Annotated in this window: 17 protein-coding genes; 3 read left to right on the plus strand and 14 right to left on the minus strand. The window is 65.7% G+C overall.

What is annotated here, in order from left to right; translation table 11 throughout:
• Nucleotides 1-122: 122 nt before the first annotated feature.
• The 6 genes from ACYQ1Z_RS08835 to ACYQ1Z_RS08860 all read right to left on the minus strand — a co-directional run bounded on the left by ACYQ1Z_RS08835 (nt 123) and on the right by ACYQ1Z_RS08860 (nt 6,632).
• Nucleotides 123-1,412, minus strand: coding sequence for an adenylosuccinate synthase (locus ACYQ1Z_RS08835; RefSeq protein WP_459792142.1), 1,290 nt, complete (start codon nt 1,410-1,412; stop codon nt 123-125).
• Between the two features lie 242 nt (nt 1,413-1,654).
• A complete protein-coding gene (locus ACYQ1Z_RS08840; RefSeq protein ID WP_459792143.1) occupies nt 1,655-2,719 on the minus strand; it encodes a M14 family zinc carboxypeptidase in 1,065 nt (354 codons plus the stop codon).
• Nucleotides 2,720-2,915: 196 nt separating this feature from the next.
• Nucleotides 2,916-4,553: a choice-of-anchor G family protein gene (locus tag ACYQ1Z_RS08845; protein ID WP_459792144.1), complete on the minus strand. Its 1,638-nt coding sequence runs from the start codon at nt 4,551-4,553 to the stop codon at nt 2,916-2,918.
• 8 nt (nt 4,554-4,561) lie between these two features.
• Nucleotides 4,562-5,275, minus strand: coding sequence for a hypothetical protein (locus ACYQ1Z_RS08850; protein WP_459792145.1), 714 nt, complete (start codon nt 5,273-5,275; stop codon nt 4,562-4,564).
• 13 nt (nt 5,276-5,288) lie between these two features.
• A complete protein-coding gene (locus ACYQ1Z_RS08855; RefSeq protein ID WP_459792146.1) occupies nt 5,289-5,786 on the minus strand; it encodes a S24/S26 family peptidase in 498 nt (165 codons plus the stop codon).
• 138 nt (nt 5,787-5,924) lie between these two features.
• A complete protein-coding gene (locus ACYQ1Z_RS08860) occupies nt 5,925-6,632 on the minus strand; it encodes a SipW-dependent-type signal peptide-containing protein (RefSeq protein WP_459792147.1) in 708 nt (235 codons plus the stop codon).
• 375 nt (nt 6,633-7,007) lie between these two features.
• Between ACYQ1Z_RS08860 and ACYQ1Z_RS08865 the strand changes: the two genes are divergently transcribed.
• Complete coding sequence (locus ACYQ1Z_RS08865) at nt 7,008-7,637, plus strand: uracil-DNA glycosylase family protein (protein WP_459792148.1); 630 nt, start codon at nt 7,008-7,010, stop codon at nt 7,635-7,637.
• A 136-nt stretch (nt 7,638-7,773) separates the two neighbouring features.
• Here ACYQ1Z_RS08865 and ACYQ1Z_RS08870 read toward each other — a convergent pair whose 3' ends face one another.
• The 3 genes from ACYQ1Z_RS08870 to ACYQ1Z_RS08880 form a co-directional block, all read right to left on the minus strand.
• A complete protein-coding gene (locus ACYQ1Z_RS08870) occupies nt 7,774-8,193 on the minus strand; it encodes a DUF3151 domain-containing protein (protein ID WP_459792149.1) in 420 nt (139 codons plus the stop codon).
• Nucleotides 8,194-9,213, minus strand: a complete 1,020-nt coding sequence (gene fbaA, locus ACYQ1Z_RS08875; protein WP_459792150.1) for a class II fructose-bisphosphate aldolase — start codon at nt 9,211-9,213, stop codon at nt 8,194-8,196.
• Between the two features lie 142 nt (nt 9,214-9,355).
• On the minus strand, nt 9,356-10,045 hold the full coding sequence (locus ACYQ1Z_RS08880) for a TrmH family RNA methyltransferase (RefSeq protein ID WP_459792151.1): 690 nt from the start codon (nt 10,043-10,045) through the stop codon (nt 9,356-9,358).
• 52 nt (nt 10,046-10,097) lie between these two features.
• Here ACYQ1Z_RS08880 and ACYQ1Z_RS08885 point away from each other — a divergent pair, with 52 nt between their 5' ends.
• Nucleotides 10,098-10,928: an HAD-IIA family hydrolase gene (locus ACYQ1Z_RS08885; RefSeq protein ID WP_459792152.1), complete on the plus strand. Its 831-nt coding sequence runs from the start codon at nt 10,098-10,100 to the stop codon at nt 10,926-10,928.
• Here the strand turns inward: ACYQ1Z_RS08885 and ACYQ1Z_RS08890 are convergent.
• The 4 genes from ACYQ1Z_RS08890 to ACYQ1Z_RS08905 form a co-directional block, all read right to left on the minus strand.
• Nucleotides 10,925-11,965: an alpha/beta fold hydrolase gene (locus ACYQ1Z_RS08890; protein ID WP_459792153.1), complete on the minus strand. Its 1,041-nt coding sequence runs from the start codon at nt 11,963-11,965 to the stop codon at nt 10,925-10,927. The two genes, ACYQ1Z_RS08885 and ACYQ1Z_RS08890, sit on opposite strands and share 4 nt — an antisense overlap.
• 69 nt (nt 11,966-12,034) lie before the next feature.
• Complete coding sequence (locus ACYQ1Z_RS08895) at nt 12,035-12,646, minus strand: hypothetical protein (protein ID WP_459792154.1); 612 nt, start codon at nt 12,644-12,646, stop codon at nt 12,035-12,037.
• Between the two features lie 148 nt (nt 12,647-12,794).
• Nucleotides 12,795-13,379: an orotate phosphoribosyltransferase gene (gene pyrE, locus ACYQ1Z_RS08900; protein WP_459792155.1), complete on the minus strand. Its 585-nt coding sequence runs from the start codon at nt 13,377-13,379 to the stop codon at nt 12,795-12,797.
• Between the two features lie 18 nt (nt 13,380-13,397).
• Entirely contained in the window at nt 13,398-14,636 is a 1,239-nt protein-coding gene (locus tag ACYQ1Z_RS08905; RefSeq protein ID WP_459792156.1) for an FAD-dependent oxidoreductase, read from the minus strand.
• Between the two features lie 65 nt (nt 14,637-14,701).
• Here ACYQ1Z_RS08905 and nadE point away from each other — a divergent pair, with 65 nt between their 5' ends.
• Nucleotides 14,702-15,556, plus strand: coding sequence for an ammonia-dependent NAD(+) synthetase (gene nadE, locus ACYQ1Z_RS08910; RefSeq protein WP_459792157.1), 855 nt, complete (start codon nt 14,702-14,704; stop codon nt 15,554-15,556).
• Nucleotides 15,557-15,655: 99 nt separating this feature from the next.
• Here nadE and ACYQ1Z_RS08915 read toward each other — a convergent pair whose 3' ends face one another.
• Complete coding sequence (locus ACYQ1Z_RS08915) at nt 15,656-16,447, minus strand: IclR family transcriptional regulator (RefSeq protein WP_459792158.1); 792 nt, start codon at nt 16,445-16,447, stop codon at nt 15,656-15,658.
• Nucleotides 16,448-16,529: the final 82 nt, after the last annotated feature.

Here is a 16,529-nt window from a genome sequence, read left to right on the forward strand (position 1 = left end):
CCCCCCCCCCCCCCCCCCCCCCCCCCCCCCCCCCCCCCCCCCCCCCCCCCCCCCCCCCCCCCCCCCCCCCCCCCCCCCCCCCCCCCCCCCCCCCCCCCGGCGTACTCTTTGGAATGCTGCTGTTAGTCGTTGATGAGGTCGTTCACCACGATGGTCTGGTCACGGTCGGGGCCGACGCCGATGGCCGAGAAGCGTGTGCCGGACAGCTTCTCCAGGGCCAGGACGTAGTTGCGCGCGTTTTCCGGCAGGTCCGCCAGGGTCCGCGCACCGGTGATGTCCTCGGTCCAGCCGTCGAAGTACTCGAAGATGGGCTTGGCGTGGTGGAACTCGGTTTGGGTCATCGGCATTTCGTCGTGGCGCACGCCGTCGACGTCGTAGGCAACGCAGACCGGGATCTGCTCGATGCCGGTGAGGACGTCCAGTTTGGTGACGAAGTAGTCCGTGAAGCCGTTGACACGGGAGGCATGGCGCGCCAGGACGGCGTCGTACCAGCCGCAACGGCGGGGACGGCCCGTGTTGACGCCGAACTCGCCGCCGGTCTTCTGCAGGTACATGCCCATCTCGTCAAAAAGCTCAGTGGGGAACGGGCCGGCGCCCACACGCGTGGTGTACGCCTTGATGATGCCGATGGAGCGGGAGATGCGGGTAGGACCGATCCCGGATCCAACCGACGCGCCGCCTGCGGTCGGGTTGGAGGAGGTCACGAACGGGTAGGTGCCGTGGTCCACGTCCAGGAACGTTGCCTGGCCGCCTTCCATCAGCACAACCTTGCCCTCGTCCAGGGCAGCGTTGAGGACCAGGGTGCTGTCGATGACCAGCGGGCGGAGCCGCTCGGCGAAGGACAGGAAGTACTCCACGATTTCGTCCACCACAACGCTGCGGCGGTTGTAGACCTTGACCAGGAGTTCGTTCTTCTGGCGCAGCGAGCCTTCCACCTTCTGCCGGAGGATGGATTCGTCGAAGACGTCCTGGACGCGGATGCCCAGGCGGGCCACCTTGTCCATGTAGGCGGGGCCGATGCCGCGGCCGGTGGTGCCGATGGCGCGCTTGCCAAGGAAGCGCTCGGTGACCTTGTCGAGGACCTGGTGGTACGGGGCCACCAGGTGGGCGTTGGCGGAAACACGGAGCTTGGAGGTGTCCGCGCCGCGTGCCTGCAGGCCGTCGATTTCCTGGAAGAGCGCCTCGAGGTTCACTACGCAGCCGTTGCCGATGATCGGCACCGCGTTGGGGCTGAGAATGCCTGCCGGCAGCAGCTTGAGTTCGTACTTTTCACCGCCTACGACGACGGTGTGCCCGGCGTTGTTGCCGCCGTTCGGCTTGACGACGTAGTCGACGCGGCCGCCCAGAAGGTCGGTGGCCTTGCCTTTACCTTCGTCGCCCCACTGGGCTCCTACGATCACAATTGCTGGCATGGGATCCTCCCCCATTCGTTCGGGCTGCTCCAGTGGCCACGGCGTGGCCGTTCCGGTGCGGCACCGTTCATGAGAATGCCCCGAGTGGACCCGCTTCCGGCGTTCCGCGGACGGAACAACAGTGCAGTGGCCCCGGGGCTCTTACCACCCAAGTTTAGCCGATAGTGATGTTCGTCCACTTGAAAGGACGCCGCGGTCCTTTACGCAAGGTAAAGGACCGCGGCGGATGGCTGCGGTGGTGCCTATTCGTCGTCGGCTTCCCCTGCCGGCCGGGAGGTCTGCTCGGCGAGGCTGTCCCAGAAGGAGGTGTCGGCGTCGGCGATCGAGCCGTCGGCAATGGCTGCGGCCGTGGAGGTCAGGGTGGTTACGGTCTGCTGGATCAGGTAGCCGTTGCTGCGCAGGCCCAGGGCATACCCGTCCAGGTAGTGGTCCGACATGCCCCGCATCTCGAACAGCAGCGTGGCAATGCCGTATTCCACCGCGATTCCGTTGCGGCTGATGGTTTCGGCGCTGCCGCCCACGTACTTGCCCAGGTGGCCCCAGCCGGTGGAGTCGACGTTGTCGAAGACGACGGCGCCGAGCTGCTTGGACTTTTCAACGACGTCGGCGTCCGCGTTGGGGGTGGTGGGGTACAGGATGGAGCCGGATACCAGTTCGCCGTCCCGCTGGCTGCGGGTGCCCTGGTGGTGCAGGTCGATCATGTAGTCGATGTTGTATTTGCGCATCACGTTGTTGTGCAGCGCCTGGGTCTCGGGCTGGACCTTAGCCACGTGGTCTCGGTTCAGGTCCACGCCCTCTGCGTTGTAGCGGGTCATGTTGCGGTCACCCTTGGCGAGGTAGTCCTCCAGGGAGAAGTTCACGTCACCCATGGCGCCGTCCGCGTTGAGCATGGGCACCACCAGGATGTTCACGCCGTCAAGGATGTCAGCAGATTTGCCGGTGCCCAGGTGCTTAATGAACTGCAGCGCACCTTCGGTGGTCAGCTGCTCGTTGCCGTGCTGCTGGGTCAGGTAGAGGATGGTCGGCTTGGCCGGGTCCGAGACGTACTTCACCAGGTGGATGTCACGGCCTTTGACGGTCTGCCCGATCACTTCCAGCTCCATTGCCGGCTGGCGGGCGTCCTGGTCCTTCAGGAACGAAACCATCTGGTCGTAGGTGGCCAGCTTGGATGTGGTGATCTGGCCGTTGCCGTCATAGTTTGGGCCCTCGCCCACAGCGTTTGCCAGCGGGGCGGGTCCTGCGACGACGGCAAGCGCCAAGGCGCCGGAAACGGCGAGATTTCTGAAAGCAGCCAGGGATTTCTTCACAGTGCGTTTACCTCTTTCGAGTGCATTAGGTGCGTCCGTCCGCGATGTCCCCCATTGCGGACGGTGACAAGAGCCAACCAAGGAAAACGATTTCTGTCAATGTGCATAACGTTAAGGACCAGTCACTTATTACGTTTGTAAATATTGCCCTAGTACCCGCAAATTGGCGCGGGTATTAGCGGCATTTTCCGTAGGGTCAGGAAATGCTGTAATTCACCCGGCCGGCAGTGGAGGTGCCCAGCGAAAGGCTCAGCAGCTCCGGCTGGCTAACGATGCCCACCCGGACCGCAGACACTTGGTACTCCCCCATCCCGGCAGCCACATCCTTTGGCCTGTCCCCGGCCCACGGCTGGTCGGGTTGGACGTTGACGTGGATGGACACGAGAGCGCTGACTGTCGTGAGCAGAGTGCCGACGTCGGTACCTGCTGTTGCTGTCAACGGAGCCAAGGTTGGCGGCAGGTTGCTAACGATGGCGCTCGTCGGTTCCACCACGGAGGTGGTGACCGCTCGCAGAACGGCTGCGGTGAGATCGCCCAGCAGCAGCGGCGTGAGATCGAGCCCTATGGTGGTGAAGGTCGGTGTCAGTGTTCCCGCTCTAATCTCCCCCAGCGTTCCACCGATTGAAATTTCGGTGCTTCCGAGCAGCCCAACATCCGCCCTGACTGTCGCGGAAACTGTCACCGCGTCGATCGCGGCACGCAGTTGTGTGGTGATCCCGCCCAGAAGGACGCGGACGTCGTCCTGCAGCTGGGTTATGCCTGCAGTCGTCAGAACAACGGGGCTGTTGGGCGTGAGGGTGTTCAGTGGCGCCGCGCCAGGAAGCTTCGCCAAATCCACCCACAGGCGCCCCGCGTTCACATCGAGTGTGACGGCACCCCTGCTTTGTGGCTCCTCCAGCAGGCGGTGGACCGCTGACACATCCGGCGTGCCAAGTTCGACGGCAGTTGTCGTGGCGACAAGGCCCAGGCTGCCGAGGACTTTCGCAACTTCGCTGTCCAGCGTCCGGACAAGGTCGTCCTCCAAGCCCGGCAGCATTCCGAGCAGGCTTCCCGTAGCAGTCGTGGTGGGCTCTGAAATGCTGACAAGCGACGGCACTGATGCGCCCAGGTCAAGGCTGGCAACGCCATATTCCCGAGTGACCATTGGTGCGGCAGCCAGTGTTGGCCAGCCGTTGACAACCCCGCACCCCTCCACCGAGGAGGACGAGGCTACCGCTCCGACGTCGAGCGTTATCCCGGCCAGCGATGCGGGAAGAATGCTCCCCAGCGAAATCGTGGCGGAATCCGGTGCGGTGCCGGCGCCGGTCGCCGTCCCCGTAACATCCACGGCCCCGGACTGGTCGGTCACCAGGCCTGCAGCAGCACGGGCCTGCCCGCTCTCCTGGGCCTGGGCCCACTGCGTGTACGTGCCCAGGCTGCCTACGGGTGCACCGAGTCCCAGCGCCGCGGTTACCGGGGTGTCGCCGAGGACCGTCACAGGCAGCTTGCTCAGGAACGCGTCGGGCACGCCCGCCGCCCCGGTGGCCGTCACGGGGACCGGGGTTGCCGTGCCGTCGGTGTTGGTGACGCTCAACCCTTCAACCCCGGCGAGGGTCGACAGGTCCACTCCCAGGACGCTTCCCGAAAGCTGCTGCGCCGCGGCCCGGCTGCTGAAGAGGGTGTTCGTGGCGCAGTCGCCCGGCGAGCCGACACCAACGGTACCGCCCGCCCATTCGCTGTCTGTCCACGCGGCAGTTGTGACAGTGGTTGTTGCCAGCAGTGAAGCGGCAGCGATAGCCGTGACCGTCAGGAAGAGGCGGGGCTTCCCGACGGCGTCCCGCACCCTTGTTGCCATGCCTGCCTTCACGGCGTCCCCCCTGGCTTGGTCCGTCCCCCGCGCATGGCAGCCACAACCGCCGCTCCCAGCAGCAGGAGACCGCCGCCCGCGAACAATCCCTGCCGCACCGCGGCTCCGGTGTCTGCCAGCGGAACCGCCGGGCGCTGCCCCGGCGTGCCCCCTCCGTCGGCCCCGCCCGCGGTGATCCCAATGCCCAACGCGAGCGTTGCGTCCTCCGGATCCGGCGAGGACGGCGGGCGGGACAGGACGAAGCGCAGGTAGGACCCTGCGTCCTCCTGCACATCCCTGAGCGGAATTACGTCATCCGGGCGGTGCTCGACCAGCGTCACCGCGACTATCCGGGAAGTGGACCCCTCCGGGCAACTCAAGGCCCCGCCGAGCCCGCTGCTCCCCTGCCACGGCAAGTCGCACTCGTCCACAGCAACGACATACGTCTCTGTTCCTGCGATCTCCCCGTCTGCGGTTAGCTGCAGGGTGGACTCGCCGTTGGGCTGGTCCACGGACACCCCGATCTGCCAGCTGAATGCTTCCCCCGCCTGCAGCGGCGGAATCACCAGCGGAAATATGGAGGAGGAGAGGGACAGCAGGCCAGCCGTTCCAGTCTCCGGGACGGGAAACATATGCTCGTCTGCAACGGCGGCAACTGGGGTGGCGCCTGCCAGCAATACCGCGGCCACACCTGCTGCGCCCGCGGTACGCCTGGATCTGGGTCCCGCCATGTCATCTACGACCTTACTTTTCGGTGTCGGCTGCGGCGCCGTCTTCTTCGGCACGGGCTTGGCCGGCAGTGCCGCGCCTGGGCCAGTACGCCCACGTCACCATTGCGGTGACCGCCAGTGTGGCTGCGCCCAGGAATTCCGGTCCGCGTGACGCCATGACCCATGCTCCGAGTCCGGGTACCGTCACCAGGACTTTCTGCGCGGTGGCCACCTCGTAGGGCAGCGGGTCATCGGAAATGTTCGCGTCGCCGCGGAGCCGCAAGGAGGCCGTGGCCCCCTCGTCCGTCGGTGCATCGACCGCTACCACCCGGTGCGTCACCAGGGCAGTGCCAGCTTCCCGCCGGACGGAGACGACGTCGCCGGGTACAAGATCTTCGGCCGGAACCTGGACGGTCAGCGACAACGCCCCTACCGGATGAAGCGGCTCCATGGACCCCGTCCGGAACACAATGAAAGACGCCTTGAAAAAGAAGCCCAGGATCAGGGAGAGGATGCACGCCAGCCCCAGCACGGCGACCAGAGTAAGCGAAACTTCCCGAAACCCCTTGGCAATAATCCGAACAGCCCGCGGAGCCCCTGTTCCGGACGGCACATCCGCCGCCCGGAACAGGGTTTTACGCAGGACCGGTACCCGCTGCACAGATAGTGGCTACGGCTGGCCCACGGTGCTGCTGAAGGTCCACACCGGTGTTGTCTTCAGCCCCTGTAGTTCAACGCCGGCGCTCGAAGGCAGGGTCAGGGCAAAGCAGAGGCTCACGGGGGTGCCGGGTGCCGCGTCTGTCGCACCGGCTGGAAGGTTTATGGGAGTATCTGAACGAGTGCTCAAAGTCGAACCGACACGAACCAAGTCGGTTCCATTCGGGCCGAAGTTGGCCGCGTTGCACAAGTCCTTATCCACACCTTGCTTCAACTGGTAGCGAAGGGCCCCATACAGCGCTGACGAGTTTGTGACGGAGTCAGCTTCATCAAGTCGGGCTGCCCCAGTGAGTGTGGCGACCAACGATTGCGACTTGTCAGAAGCCCGCAACTGCATGGGGGCGTAGACCGTAGTGCCGGGAACCAGGTTGTCGGCATTAACGCTGAAGGTCAGCGCACCACCCGGGGCAGCATCCTTATCGCCCCAGACCGCGTCACCCGCTGGTCCTGTCCATGTGTTCTGCTGCATGTGATAGACCTTGGTCCCCGGTCCGCCGCCATTTTCGCTTTGGCCGAAGACCCATTCGTTGTCTGTCCAGGCGGCGAGCGTGAAAGCTGCGCCAATCCCCAATACAAGTCCGCCGGCCAGGAGCGCACGGACTTTAGTAGCTTTTTCTGAGCGCGGCTTAGCACTGGTTGATGCAACCATGATTTCCCCCAAATTGGAATTTTTCCCCGAACGGTAATGAACCGGGACACGGGTGATGGAGGATTTATCGGTACTTCCCCCAAAAAACCGATACGACTAACCCAATAGGGGATCCAAACGAAAGTCAAGCCGGTGTACTAATTGTTATGGGTGGCCGGGAATTTGATGTGATAAACGACGGGAAAATGCGCGAACACGTGCGGCAATTTGCACCCATTGAGGGCCGCCGCCTTCGCCCGGCGTTTCGCATCCAGGGTCTTGGTAAACTGGACACGGCCGGCCAGGAACCGGCCCACCCCAAAATACCGCCGCTGATGCGCCGCGCCCCCGCGCGTCCAACTCCGCCGGCGGAAGCACCGCCAATCCCCGCAGGAGAACCAGCACTACATGACAGCCCTGGCCCCCGAATCCTTCCATGAGCAGCTCCTGAGCCGCCGCTACGAGCCCAACGTCGCCGCCGTCAACGAACTCTGCGATTCCCTGCAGGAAACCCGGCCCGGGACGGCCGTGCCCTACGTGGACCCCATGCACGACGTTGAGGAGTGCCGCATCATCAGCCTGTTCTCGAACATCGGTGAAGCGGACCAGTCCGGCTTCATCACCGCGGGAGACCAGGACGCCGCCACCAGGATGCTCGGCATCCAGTGGAAGCTCGGCCTGCGTCCGGAATACGTGATGCCCTGGAATGTGCACCCCTGGCACACTCCCGGCGAGCCCAATGGAAAATTCACCCCTGACCAGATCCAGGCGGGCCTCAAGCCGCTGCTCAAGTTCCTGGCGCTGGTCCCCCGCGCTTCGGTGATCGTCGCCCACGGCACGGAAGCGAACCGGCTGGCAAACCTGCTGCTCAAGACCGAAGTGCCGCTCCTCTGGCGGCGCGGGCTCAAGACCTACAAGGTCCGCTCCCTCAGCGGCCGTGCCTTCGCTGGATCGCCGGCCCGCCAGGAGGAATACCTGCAGGAAATGCGGGTGGCCTATGCGGACGCCATGGCACGCACGGGCCTGCAGAGGGCATAGTCCACGCCTGTACCTCCGGGGATTGAGCCTGTCGAAATCCAAGTTTCGACAGGCTCAACCACCGAGATAATACGACGGCGGGCGGCCACCTTTCCAAATGAAAGGTGGCCGCCCGCCGTCGTAATTACAAACGCTGTTAAGCCTCGATGGCTGCCTTGGCCGTCGGGTCAGAGTCGTTGAGGAACTTTGCGATACGCTCCGGTTCCTCAGCCTCGCCGATGGCGGCCGAGGCGCGCCCCAGCGCGTAGAGCGCCCGCAGGAACCCGCGGTTGGGCTCATGCTCCCAGGGAATCGGCCCGGCCCCGCGCCAGCCGTTGCGGCGCAGGGAGTCCAGTCCACGGTGGTAGCCCACCCGGGCGTAGGCGTAGGAATCGATGGTGCGCCCCTCGGCCCATGCGTCCTCCGCCAGGATGGCCCAGAGCAGCGACGAGGTGGGGTGCTTGGCCACGAGGTCTACCGGCTCCTGGCCGAGGGCCAGGTGCTGGTAGATCTCGGGTTCGGCCGGCAGGAGCGTAGGCTCCGGCCCCATCAGGTTCTTGCGGAACTCATCCGACATTTAGAAGGTCTTTCCGGCCGAACCGAGCTGCTTGGTGGCCTCAACCACGCGGGCTGCGAGGCCGGCTTCGGCGGAAGCGCCCCAGACGCGGGGGTCGTAGGTCTTCTTGTTGCCCACTTCGCCGTCGACCTTCAGGACGCCGTCGTAGTTCTTGAACATGTGGTCGGCCACCGGACGCGTGTAGGCGTACTGGGTGTCGGTGTCGATGTTCATCTTGATGGTGCCATAGGACACGGCGTCGGCGATTTCCTGGTCCGAGGAGCCGGAGCCGCCGTGGAACACCAGGTCGAACGGGTTTTCCTTGCCGATCTTCGCGCCAACCTGGGCCTGGATGTCCTTCAGGATCTCCGGGCGGAGCTTTACGCCACCGGGCTTGTAGACGCCGTGCACGTTGCCAAAGGTCAGTGCCGTGATGTAGCGGCCGTTCTCGCCGGCGCCCAGGGCTTCAACGGTGGCCAAGGCATCTTCAACCGTGGTGTAGAGCTTTTCGTTGATTTCGTTCTCGACGCCGTCCTCTTCGCCGCCCACGGTGCCGATTTCGACCTCGAGGATGATCTTGGCAGCTGCGGTGCGCTCGAGCAGCTCGCGGGCGATGCGCAGGTTCTCCTGCAGGGTTTCGGCGGAGCCGTCCCACATGTGGGAGTTGAACAGCGGGTTGCGGCCGGCCTTGACTTCAGCTTCGGAGGCGGCGAGCAGCGGCAGGACGAAGCCGTCCAGCTTGTCCTTGGGGCAGTGGTCCGTGTGCAGGGCGATGTTGACGCCGTAGTTCTTGGCCACCTCGCGGGCGAAGGCTGCGAAGCCCAGGGAACCGGCGACCATGTCCTTGGTGGAGGCGCCGGACCAGTAGGCGGCACCGCCGGTGGAGACCTGGACGATGCCGTCGGACTCAGCCTCGGCGAAGCCGCGGAGCGCTGCGTTCAGCGTCTGCGAGGACGTGACGTTCACGGCCGGGTATGCGAAGCCGCCCGCCTTCGCACGGTCGATCATCTCGGAGTAGATCTCTGGGGTTGCAATGGGCATGCTGACTCCTATGCTGAGTTTCGTCTGAGGGCTGGTAACCCGAAGACCGCTTTACGGCTAGCTCCATCCTAGCGATATCCGCCACACCGCCGGCGTTTCGGGTCAGGGGCAGGTAACACTCCCGTGACTTGGGCGCGGGCGCCTATACGTGCTGGTTGAACACGTGCCGCCGGACCCAGGCGTGCATGGCGATGGCCGCGGCGGAGGCGGCGTTGATGGACCGGGTGGAGCCGAACTGCTCGATGGACAGCGTTGCCTCGGCGGCCTGGTGCACCTCCGGCGTCAGCCCGGGCCCCTCCTGGCCGAAGACCAGCACGCAATTCCTGGGCAGGTCGTACGTTTCCAGCGGGACCGAATCCGGGAAAATGTCGATCCCGATGATCGCCAGTCCCTCCCCCTGCGCCCAGGCCACGAAGTCTTCTACGGTGGGGTGGTGGCGGACGTGCTGGTAGCGGTCGGTGACCATGGCGCCGCGCCTGTTCCACCGGCGTCGTCCGATGATGTGCACCTCTTTGGCGAGGAACGCGTTGGCGGTCCGCACCACGGTGCCAATGTTGAGGTCGTGCTGCCAGTTCTCGATAGCCACATGGAAGTTGTGCCGGCGGGAATCAAGTTCCGCCACGATCGCCTCATGCTTCCAGTAGCGGTACTTGTCCAGCACGTTGCGCCGGTCCCCGTCCGCCAGGAGGTCCGGGTCCCAGTGGTCCCCTTCCGGCAGGTCGCCTTCCCAGGGCCCGACGCCGACCTCCGCCCTGGGTGCCCCGGCTTCCGTTGCGTCCGGCTCCCCGGAAGGAAGGGCTGGCGGGTCTGGCAGGCCGGGCGTTTGGTTCACCCCTCAACACTAGACTGGACCACTGGAGCATTCATCACCGGCGGAGGTAAGTGTGGCAACAGCAGACCAGGTAGCAGGCAACCCGGCGGTTTACCGCAGCGGACAGGACATTGAGTGCTGGCTGACGGACATGGACGGCGTACTGGTCCACGAGAACCAGGCCGTGCCCGGAGCCGCGGAGCTCATCCAGCGCTGGGTGGACACGTCCAAGCGCTTCCTGGTCCTCACAAACAACTCCATCTTCACACCGCGGGACCTGGCCGCACGGCTGCGCGCGTCCGGACTGGAGGTACCGGAGGAGAACATCTGGACGTCCGCCCTGGCCACGGCCCAGTTCCTGAAGGACCAGGTGCAGGGGTCCGGGTCTGGCAACCGCGCCTACACCATCGGTGAAGCAGGGCTTACGACGGCGCTGCACGAGGCCGGCTTCATCCTCACCGACCAAGACCCGGACTTCGTGGTGCTTGGCGAAACCCGCACGTATTCCTTCGAGGCCATCACCACGGCCATCCGGCTCATCCTGGCAGGGGCACGGTTCATCGCCACCAACCCGGACGCCACCGGCCCGTCCAAGGATGGCCCGCTGCCGGCCACAGGCGCCATCGCCGCGCTGATCACCAAGGCCACGGACCGCGAGCCATACGTCGTGGGCAAGCCCAACCCGATGATGTTCCGCTCCGCGATGAACCAGATCGATGCCCATTCCGAGACCACCGCCATGATCGGGGACCGGATGGACACAGACATCATCGCGGGCATGGAGGCCGGGCTGCACACGGTCCTGGTCCTCACCGGCATCACCGGCCGCGAGGACATCGGGGCCTACCCGTTCCGGCCCAACCAGGTGCTGAACTCCGTGGCGGACCTGAAGAACCAGATCTAGAACACGCTCACCTTCGACCCGCCGCGGGGCAGCGGGAAGTATCCGTCCAGCAGTTCGCCCAGGATGGGGTTGTACACGTTGGGGTTCCATCCCGGGCTGGCGTGGGCTGGGGCGGCACCGGTCGTCTGCAGGTCGGTGGACACCATGTTGTCCTTGAAGGCCACCGCCCACGCCTCTACCGCAGTCTGGTAGCGGACGGTCCGGTCCCTCGGGTTGCCGATGTAGGCCATCCTGGCGCCGCCCAGCTTGCCCGCGAACCGTGTCCCGTCGAAGTAGTAGATATACGCGGATTCCGTCTGGATAAGCACGCTGGACGGCGCGATCGGGGACAGTTGCTCCATGGTCTGGTCCAGGATCTGCCGCCAGCTCCGCTCGTCCTTGTGGATCACCCGCTCCCCCAGTTCATAGCCGCCGCGCAGCGTGGACGGGAACCGGAAGCCGCGCTCATAAAGGAACACCACGCCGTCGAACCAGCTCTGGTCCAGCACATCATGCTTGCTGTACGGGCTGGAGTCCAGGACGATGAACTGCACCTCAACCCCGTGGATCTCCAGGAGCCGCGCCGCCACCTGGGTTGCCACCATCCCGCCGAAACTGTGCCCATAAAAGAACAGTTTGGTGAGCTTCTCGGCGCGGACGTACTCGATCAGGGCGATCACGACATCGTCGATGTCAAGCCCCTGGTTCGAATAACCGACGGCGGCCAGACGGGCGCGTTTGTTCAATGAACCGCGCAGGGAGTTGAGGATCCACTGCGCCTCTTCCCAACTGGTCTTGTAGCCGGGAAAGAGGAACCAGCACGCGTCCGGGTAGTAGGCGTCGGCGAACTGGTCGGTTACCGGCAGGATCCTGTTGATCTGCCGTTGCGACTGGACTTCCCGGGTGAGGAGCATGTCCGCCGCCAGCAGCCCCGCGGAGCCGGCCCCCGTGAGGAAACTGCGCCGGGAAAACCTCTTGAGGGCAGCAGCTTCCGACAGCAACCGGGCAGCGGAGCTCCCGCGCCGGTCCTGCGGATTTACCTCCCCCTCATACGGCACACCCCTACCGTAGGCACAACGGAAGACAGTGCCGCAAGCAGCGGAATGTAACCATTCAGTGACGCCGGGTCAGCTCGCGGTGCGGCCCTCGGCAGCAGGATACGGCTCCTGCGGGTCCCGTTGGCGCCTGATGATTTCCTGGCCGATATCGTTATAGCGGCCCAGCAGTTCCGGCCCGGCCAGGGCCTTGGGTGTGTCCAGCAGGGCGAACAGGGAATCGCTGGCGGCCAGCAGCTCTTTGTCCGTGTATTCGGCAAGGGGCCGGCCGAAAAGCTCCTCGATCCGTCCCGGAGGCAGGGCTGCGAGGCTGTCGTATCCGTCCGGAAGGAACGGTTCGTCATCGTCCACAAGGACCAGGGGCTGGGTCCCCGGCGCCGCGGCGGATGGGATGCCGGACGTCACATCCATGTGCAGGGATACGCCAGGGCTCTTAACCCCCGGCGATGCGTGGAGGTCCATGGCCGTGAGGTCGCGGCGCAGTCCCGCAAGCGCCGAAGACTCAACGAGTGCGGCGCGGGAAAGGTCAACCCGGATGTGGGAGCGGATGCCCATCCGCCGGATCCTGCGGATGATGTGGACAAGGTCCGGGCGGGACTCCTGGTCCAGGGTTCCCGCCACGTCTATCCGGACGGTGTCGTCAGGGATATCGAGGTGAACGAGGGCATTCAATGAACGTTCCATAGGTACTCCAAAAGAGGGACTATGGCCGCGGGCTCAACCTCGGCAAGCGTAACCCCGCGCGGGAGTGCGCCACAACCCACCGGTAACATCAAGGCCCGCAGGGGACGGGCCACTCGGCCCCTTCCCTGCAGGCCTCACCAAAACCGGATCAGGAGAGTCCGAGCTCGTCCTTTCCGAAAGCGAACAGGTAGGGAACGCCGGTTTCCGCTTCGATCTTCTCCTTGGCCCCTGTGTCGCGGTCGACAATGACAGCCACGGCGACCACGTTGCCCCCGGCCTTGCGGACGCCTTCCACGGCGGTGAGGGCGGAGCCGCCGGTGGTGGAGGTGTCCTCCAGGACCAGCACCTTGCGGCCTTCCACCGAGGGGCCTTCCACCTGGCGGCCCATGCCGTAGGACTTCTGCGCCTTGCGGACAACAAAAGCGTCCACGGTCCGGCCGGCGTCGGCGGCGGCGTGCATAACGGCCGTGCCCACGGGATCAGCGCCCATGGTGAGGCCGCCGGCGCATTCGAAATCGATGCCGGCCTCGTCCGCCAGGGCCAGCATCACCTGGCCCACCAGCTTCGATGCCTCGTGGTGCAGCGTGATCCGGCGAAGGTCGATGTAGTAGTCCGCCTCGGCACCGCTGGAGAGGATCACCTTGCCGCGGACGACGGCAAGTTCCTTGATCAGTTCGAGCAGGCGGGCGCGGGCGGCTGCAGGGTCCACTGCAGTCTCACTGGGGGAAGTCATGCGTTCCAGTTTAGTGGGTCACCGGCGGGCAAATTCGGGGGCATGCTCAGGCAGCGGCCCGAAGGCGATGATCCTGGGCAGGACCCGCCTCAGAACCGGGGCGTGCCGCAGGATAAACAGCACAATCGGCTGGGCGGCCGGCCTTCTCCCGGCAAACAGGGGCACGAACACTGCCCGGTGCATGATGCGCTGGACGGTCTGCACAATGACGGTGGGTACGAGGCGGCGCCGTTGCACCGCAGCCAGGTCCCTGGTGGGCACATAGCCCCGCAGCAGGCCCGGCGCCAGGCGTGCTGCTGCGGCCGCCGCATCCTGGATGGCCAGGTTGATGCCCACCCCGCCCACCGGCGACATCGCATGCGCAGCATCCCCGATGCAAAGGAACCCTTCCACGTACCAGCGCCGGAGCCGGTCCAGGCGGACATCCAGCCAGTGCAGGTCATCCAGGGAGCGAATCGAGTCCACCCGGTCGGCGAGGTCCGGGCGGAGCCGGGCCACCCGCGCACGGAAACGCTCCAGGCCCTCCTCCCTGATCCTGGCGTTGTCCCCTTTGGCGCTGACGTATCCCAACTGGTAGTAGTCCGTTCGGTTAAGGGCGATCATGGCGTCGCGGTCCCCAAAGGCAGGCACCACTCCGGCGACGTCCCCCTCTTCGGAAACCCGGCGCGGCAGCTTGAACCACCAGGTGTCGAAGGGCACCGGATACTCCCGGGGCCGAAGCCCCGCCGCGGCCCGCAGCACCGAATGCCGGCCATCGGCGGCAACCACCAGATCCGCACGCAGCACCCTCTCAGGTCCGGCGGCGGCACCCCGGCCGGTCCGGTAGCGCACCCCGGTGACGCGGCCGCCGTCGTACTCCAAGCCCGTGGCCCCATGCTCCATCAGGAGCGTGAAGGCGGGCTCGGCGGCGGCCTCGGACGCAAGGAAGTTCAGGAAGTCCCACTGCGGCATCATGGCGATGTAGTTGTACGGGGGCTTCAGGGCCGTGAAGTCACCCAGCGTGACGGTGCCGGCCCCGGGAACGGGAAAAGCCACGCGGGTCAGCCGGCTCTGCGGCAACCTGCGGAACCGCTCCCCCAGGCCGAGTTCGTCAATCAGCCGCACCGTGGACGCGTGGACGGTGTCGCCGCGGAAATCGCGGAGGAAGTCGCCGTGCTTTTCGAGGACTGCCACCTGCACCCCGGCCCGGGCCAGCAACAGGCCCAACAGCATCCCGGCGGGCCCGCCGCCGACAACAGCACACCCTGTCCGCTCCATGGTCCTAAGCTACGCCCGCCGTGACCTGCTGCACAGCAGCCCCTGCCCGGGCTAGGCTGGTCCACATGCGCGAACTCCAGGCCACCATCATCAAAGAAATGGGCGTGCAGCCCCGGATCGATCCCGCGGGAGAGGTGCGCAAGCGCGTGACCTTCCTCAAGGACTACCTTAAGGCGACGGGAACCAAAGGCTTCGTCCTGGGCATCTCGGGCGGCCTCGATTCTTCCCTGGCCGGCAAGCTTGCCCAGCTGGCCGTGGACGAGCTCGAGGCCGAGGGGGTCGAGGCCAACTTCGTGGCCGTCCGCCTGCCGTACGGGGTGCAGCACGACGAGGAGGACGCCCAGGCGGCACTGGACTTCATCCAGGCCAAGACCGAATGGACCTTCAACATCTCTGCCGCCGTGGACGGGTTCGAGGAAGAGTTCGAGAAGACCGTGGGTAACGGGATTTCGGACTTCCACAAGGGCAACACCAAGGCCCGCACCCGCATGATCGCCCAGTACGCCCTTGCCGGCGAGCACAACTACCTTGTCATCGGCACGGACCACGGCGCGGAATCCGTCACGGGCTTCTTCACCAAATACGGCGACGGCGGCGCGGATATCCTTCCACTGTTCGGCCTGAACAAGCGCCAGAACCGGGCCCTGCTGGCCGAACTCGGCGCCCCGGCCCGGGTCTGGGAGAAGGTGCCCACCGCCGACCTGCTCGATGACCGTCCCGGCCGCACGGACGAGGACGAACTGGGCCTCACCTACGACCAGATCGACGACTACCTTGAGGGCCGCGAGGTTCCGGACCATGTGGCGGAACTGATCGAACAGAAGTACCTGCGCACCCGGCACAAGCGGACCGTGCCCGTCAGCATCTTCGACACCTGGTGGAAGCACGAGGGCCCGGAAGAGCCCCGCGCCGGACTCTAGCCGGCCAACCGGCCCCGCCACGGCAGCCCCTGGAACTACGACGGCGTGCCGCATCCCACGAGGTGCGGCACGCCGTCGTTGTTTCCTGGCATAGGCCGGCTACTTAGGCCGTGCTGCCTCGCCGTTGCCCAGCTGCTGCGTGATCCGGTGCGCCTCAGCCATGAGGAGGGCGCCCAGTTCGGGCTGCCGCTCCGCTTTGAAACGCGGCTCGATACCGGTCAGGGACAGCGCCCAGGCAGGTCTGCCGGAACGGTCGAACACAGCGGCGCCCATACCCCAGGAGCCTTCCAGTACCAGTCCCGGGTTCACCGAATAGCCTGCCTGCCTGGTCCGGGCGAGGTTGTCCCGGACCACGCCTGCACTGTGGTTGGCAGCGTAAGCGCCTGCATGGGAAGCCCAGTCCTTGAGGATGGCTTCCCGCTCACCCTCCGGCAGGAACGCCATGATCGCTGTCCCGGCAGATGCGACGCCCAGCGGAAACCTGACGCCTTCGTGCAGCACGAAGGAACGGACCGGGAAGCTGCCCTCCTCCCGCAGCAGGCAGACGGTTTCGGCGCCGCGGCGGACGGAGAAGAACGCACTCTCCCCGGTGGCCTGGGCGAGCCGGCGCAGGCTGGGCCGGGCGATGTCCTCCAGCGGGAACCTGGCGGAGGCTACCGACCCCATGAGCAGGGCCTCAGGGCCGAGCACCCAGTTGCCGGTCACGGCGTCGTGGTCCAGCAGCCCCTCGGCGGCGAGCGACGTCAGGAGCCGGTGGACGGTGGGCCTGGTAAGTCCTGATTCGCGGACCAAGCCAGCCAGCGGCATGCCTTCCGCGCCGCGGCCGACGAGTCGCAACAGCCCCGCGATGCGGCTCACTACCTGGGCCCCCTGGATGGGCTGACCGGTCATTTTTCCTCCCAATTGTCCATATTATGGATGGCTTCCAGCATAGCGTCCACAGTATAAAAACCTGTTGAAGAGCCCCTTGACG

The sequence above is a fragment of the Arthrobacter sp. AD-310 genome, from assembly GCF_054656615.1.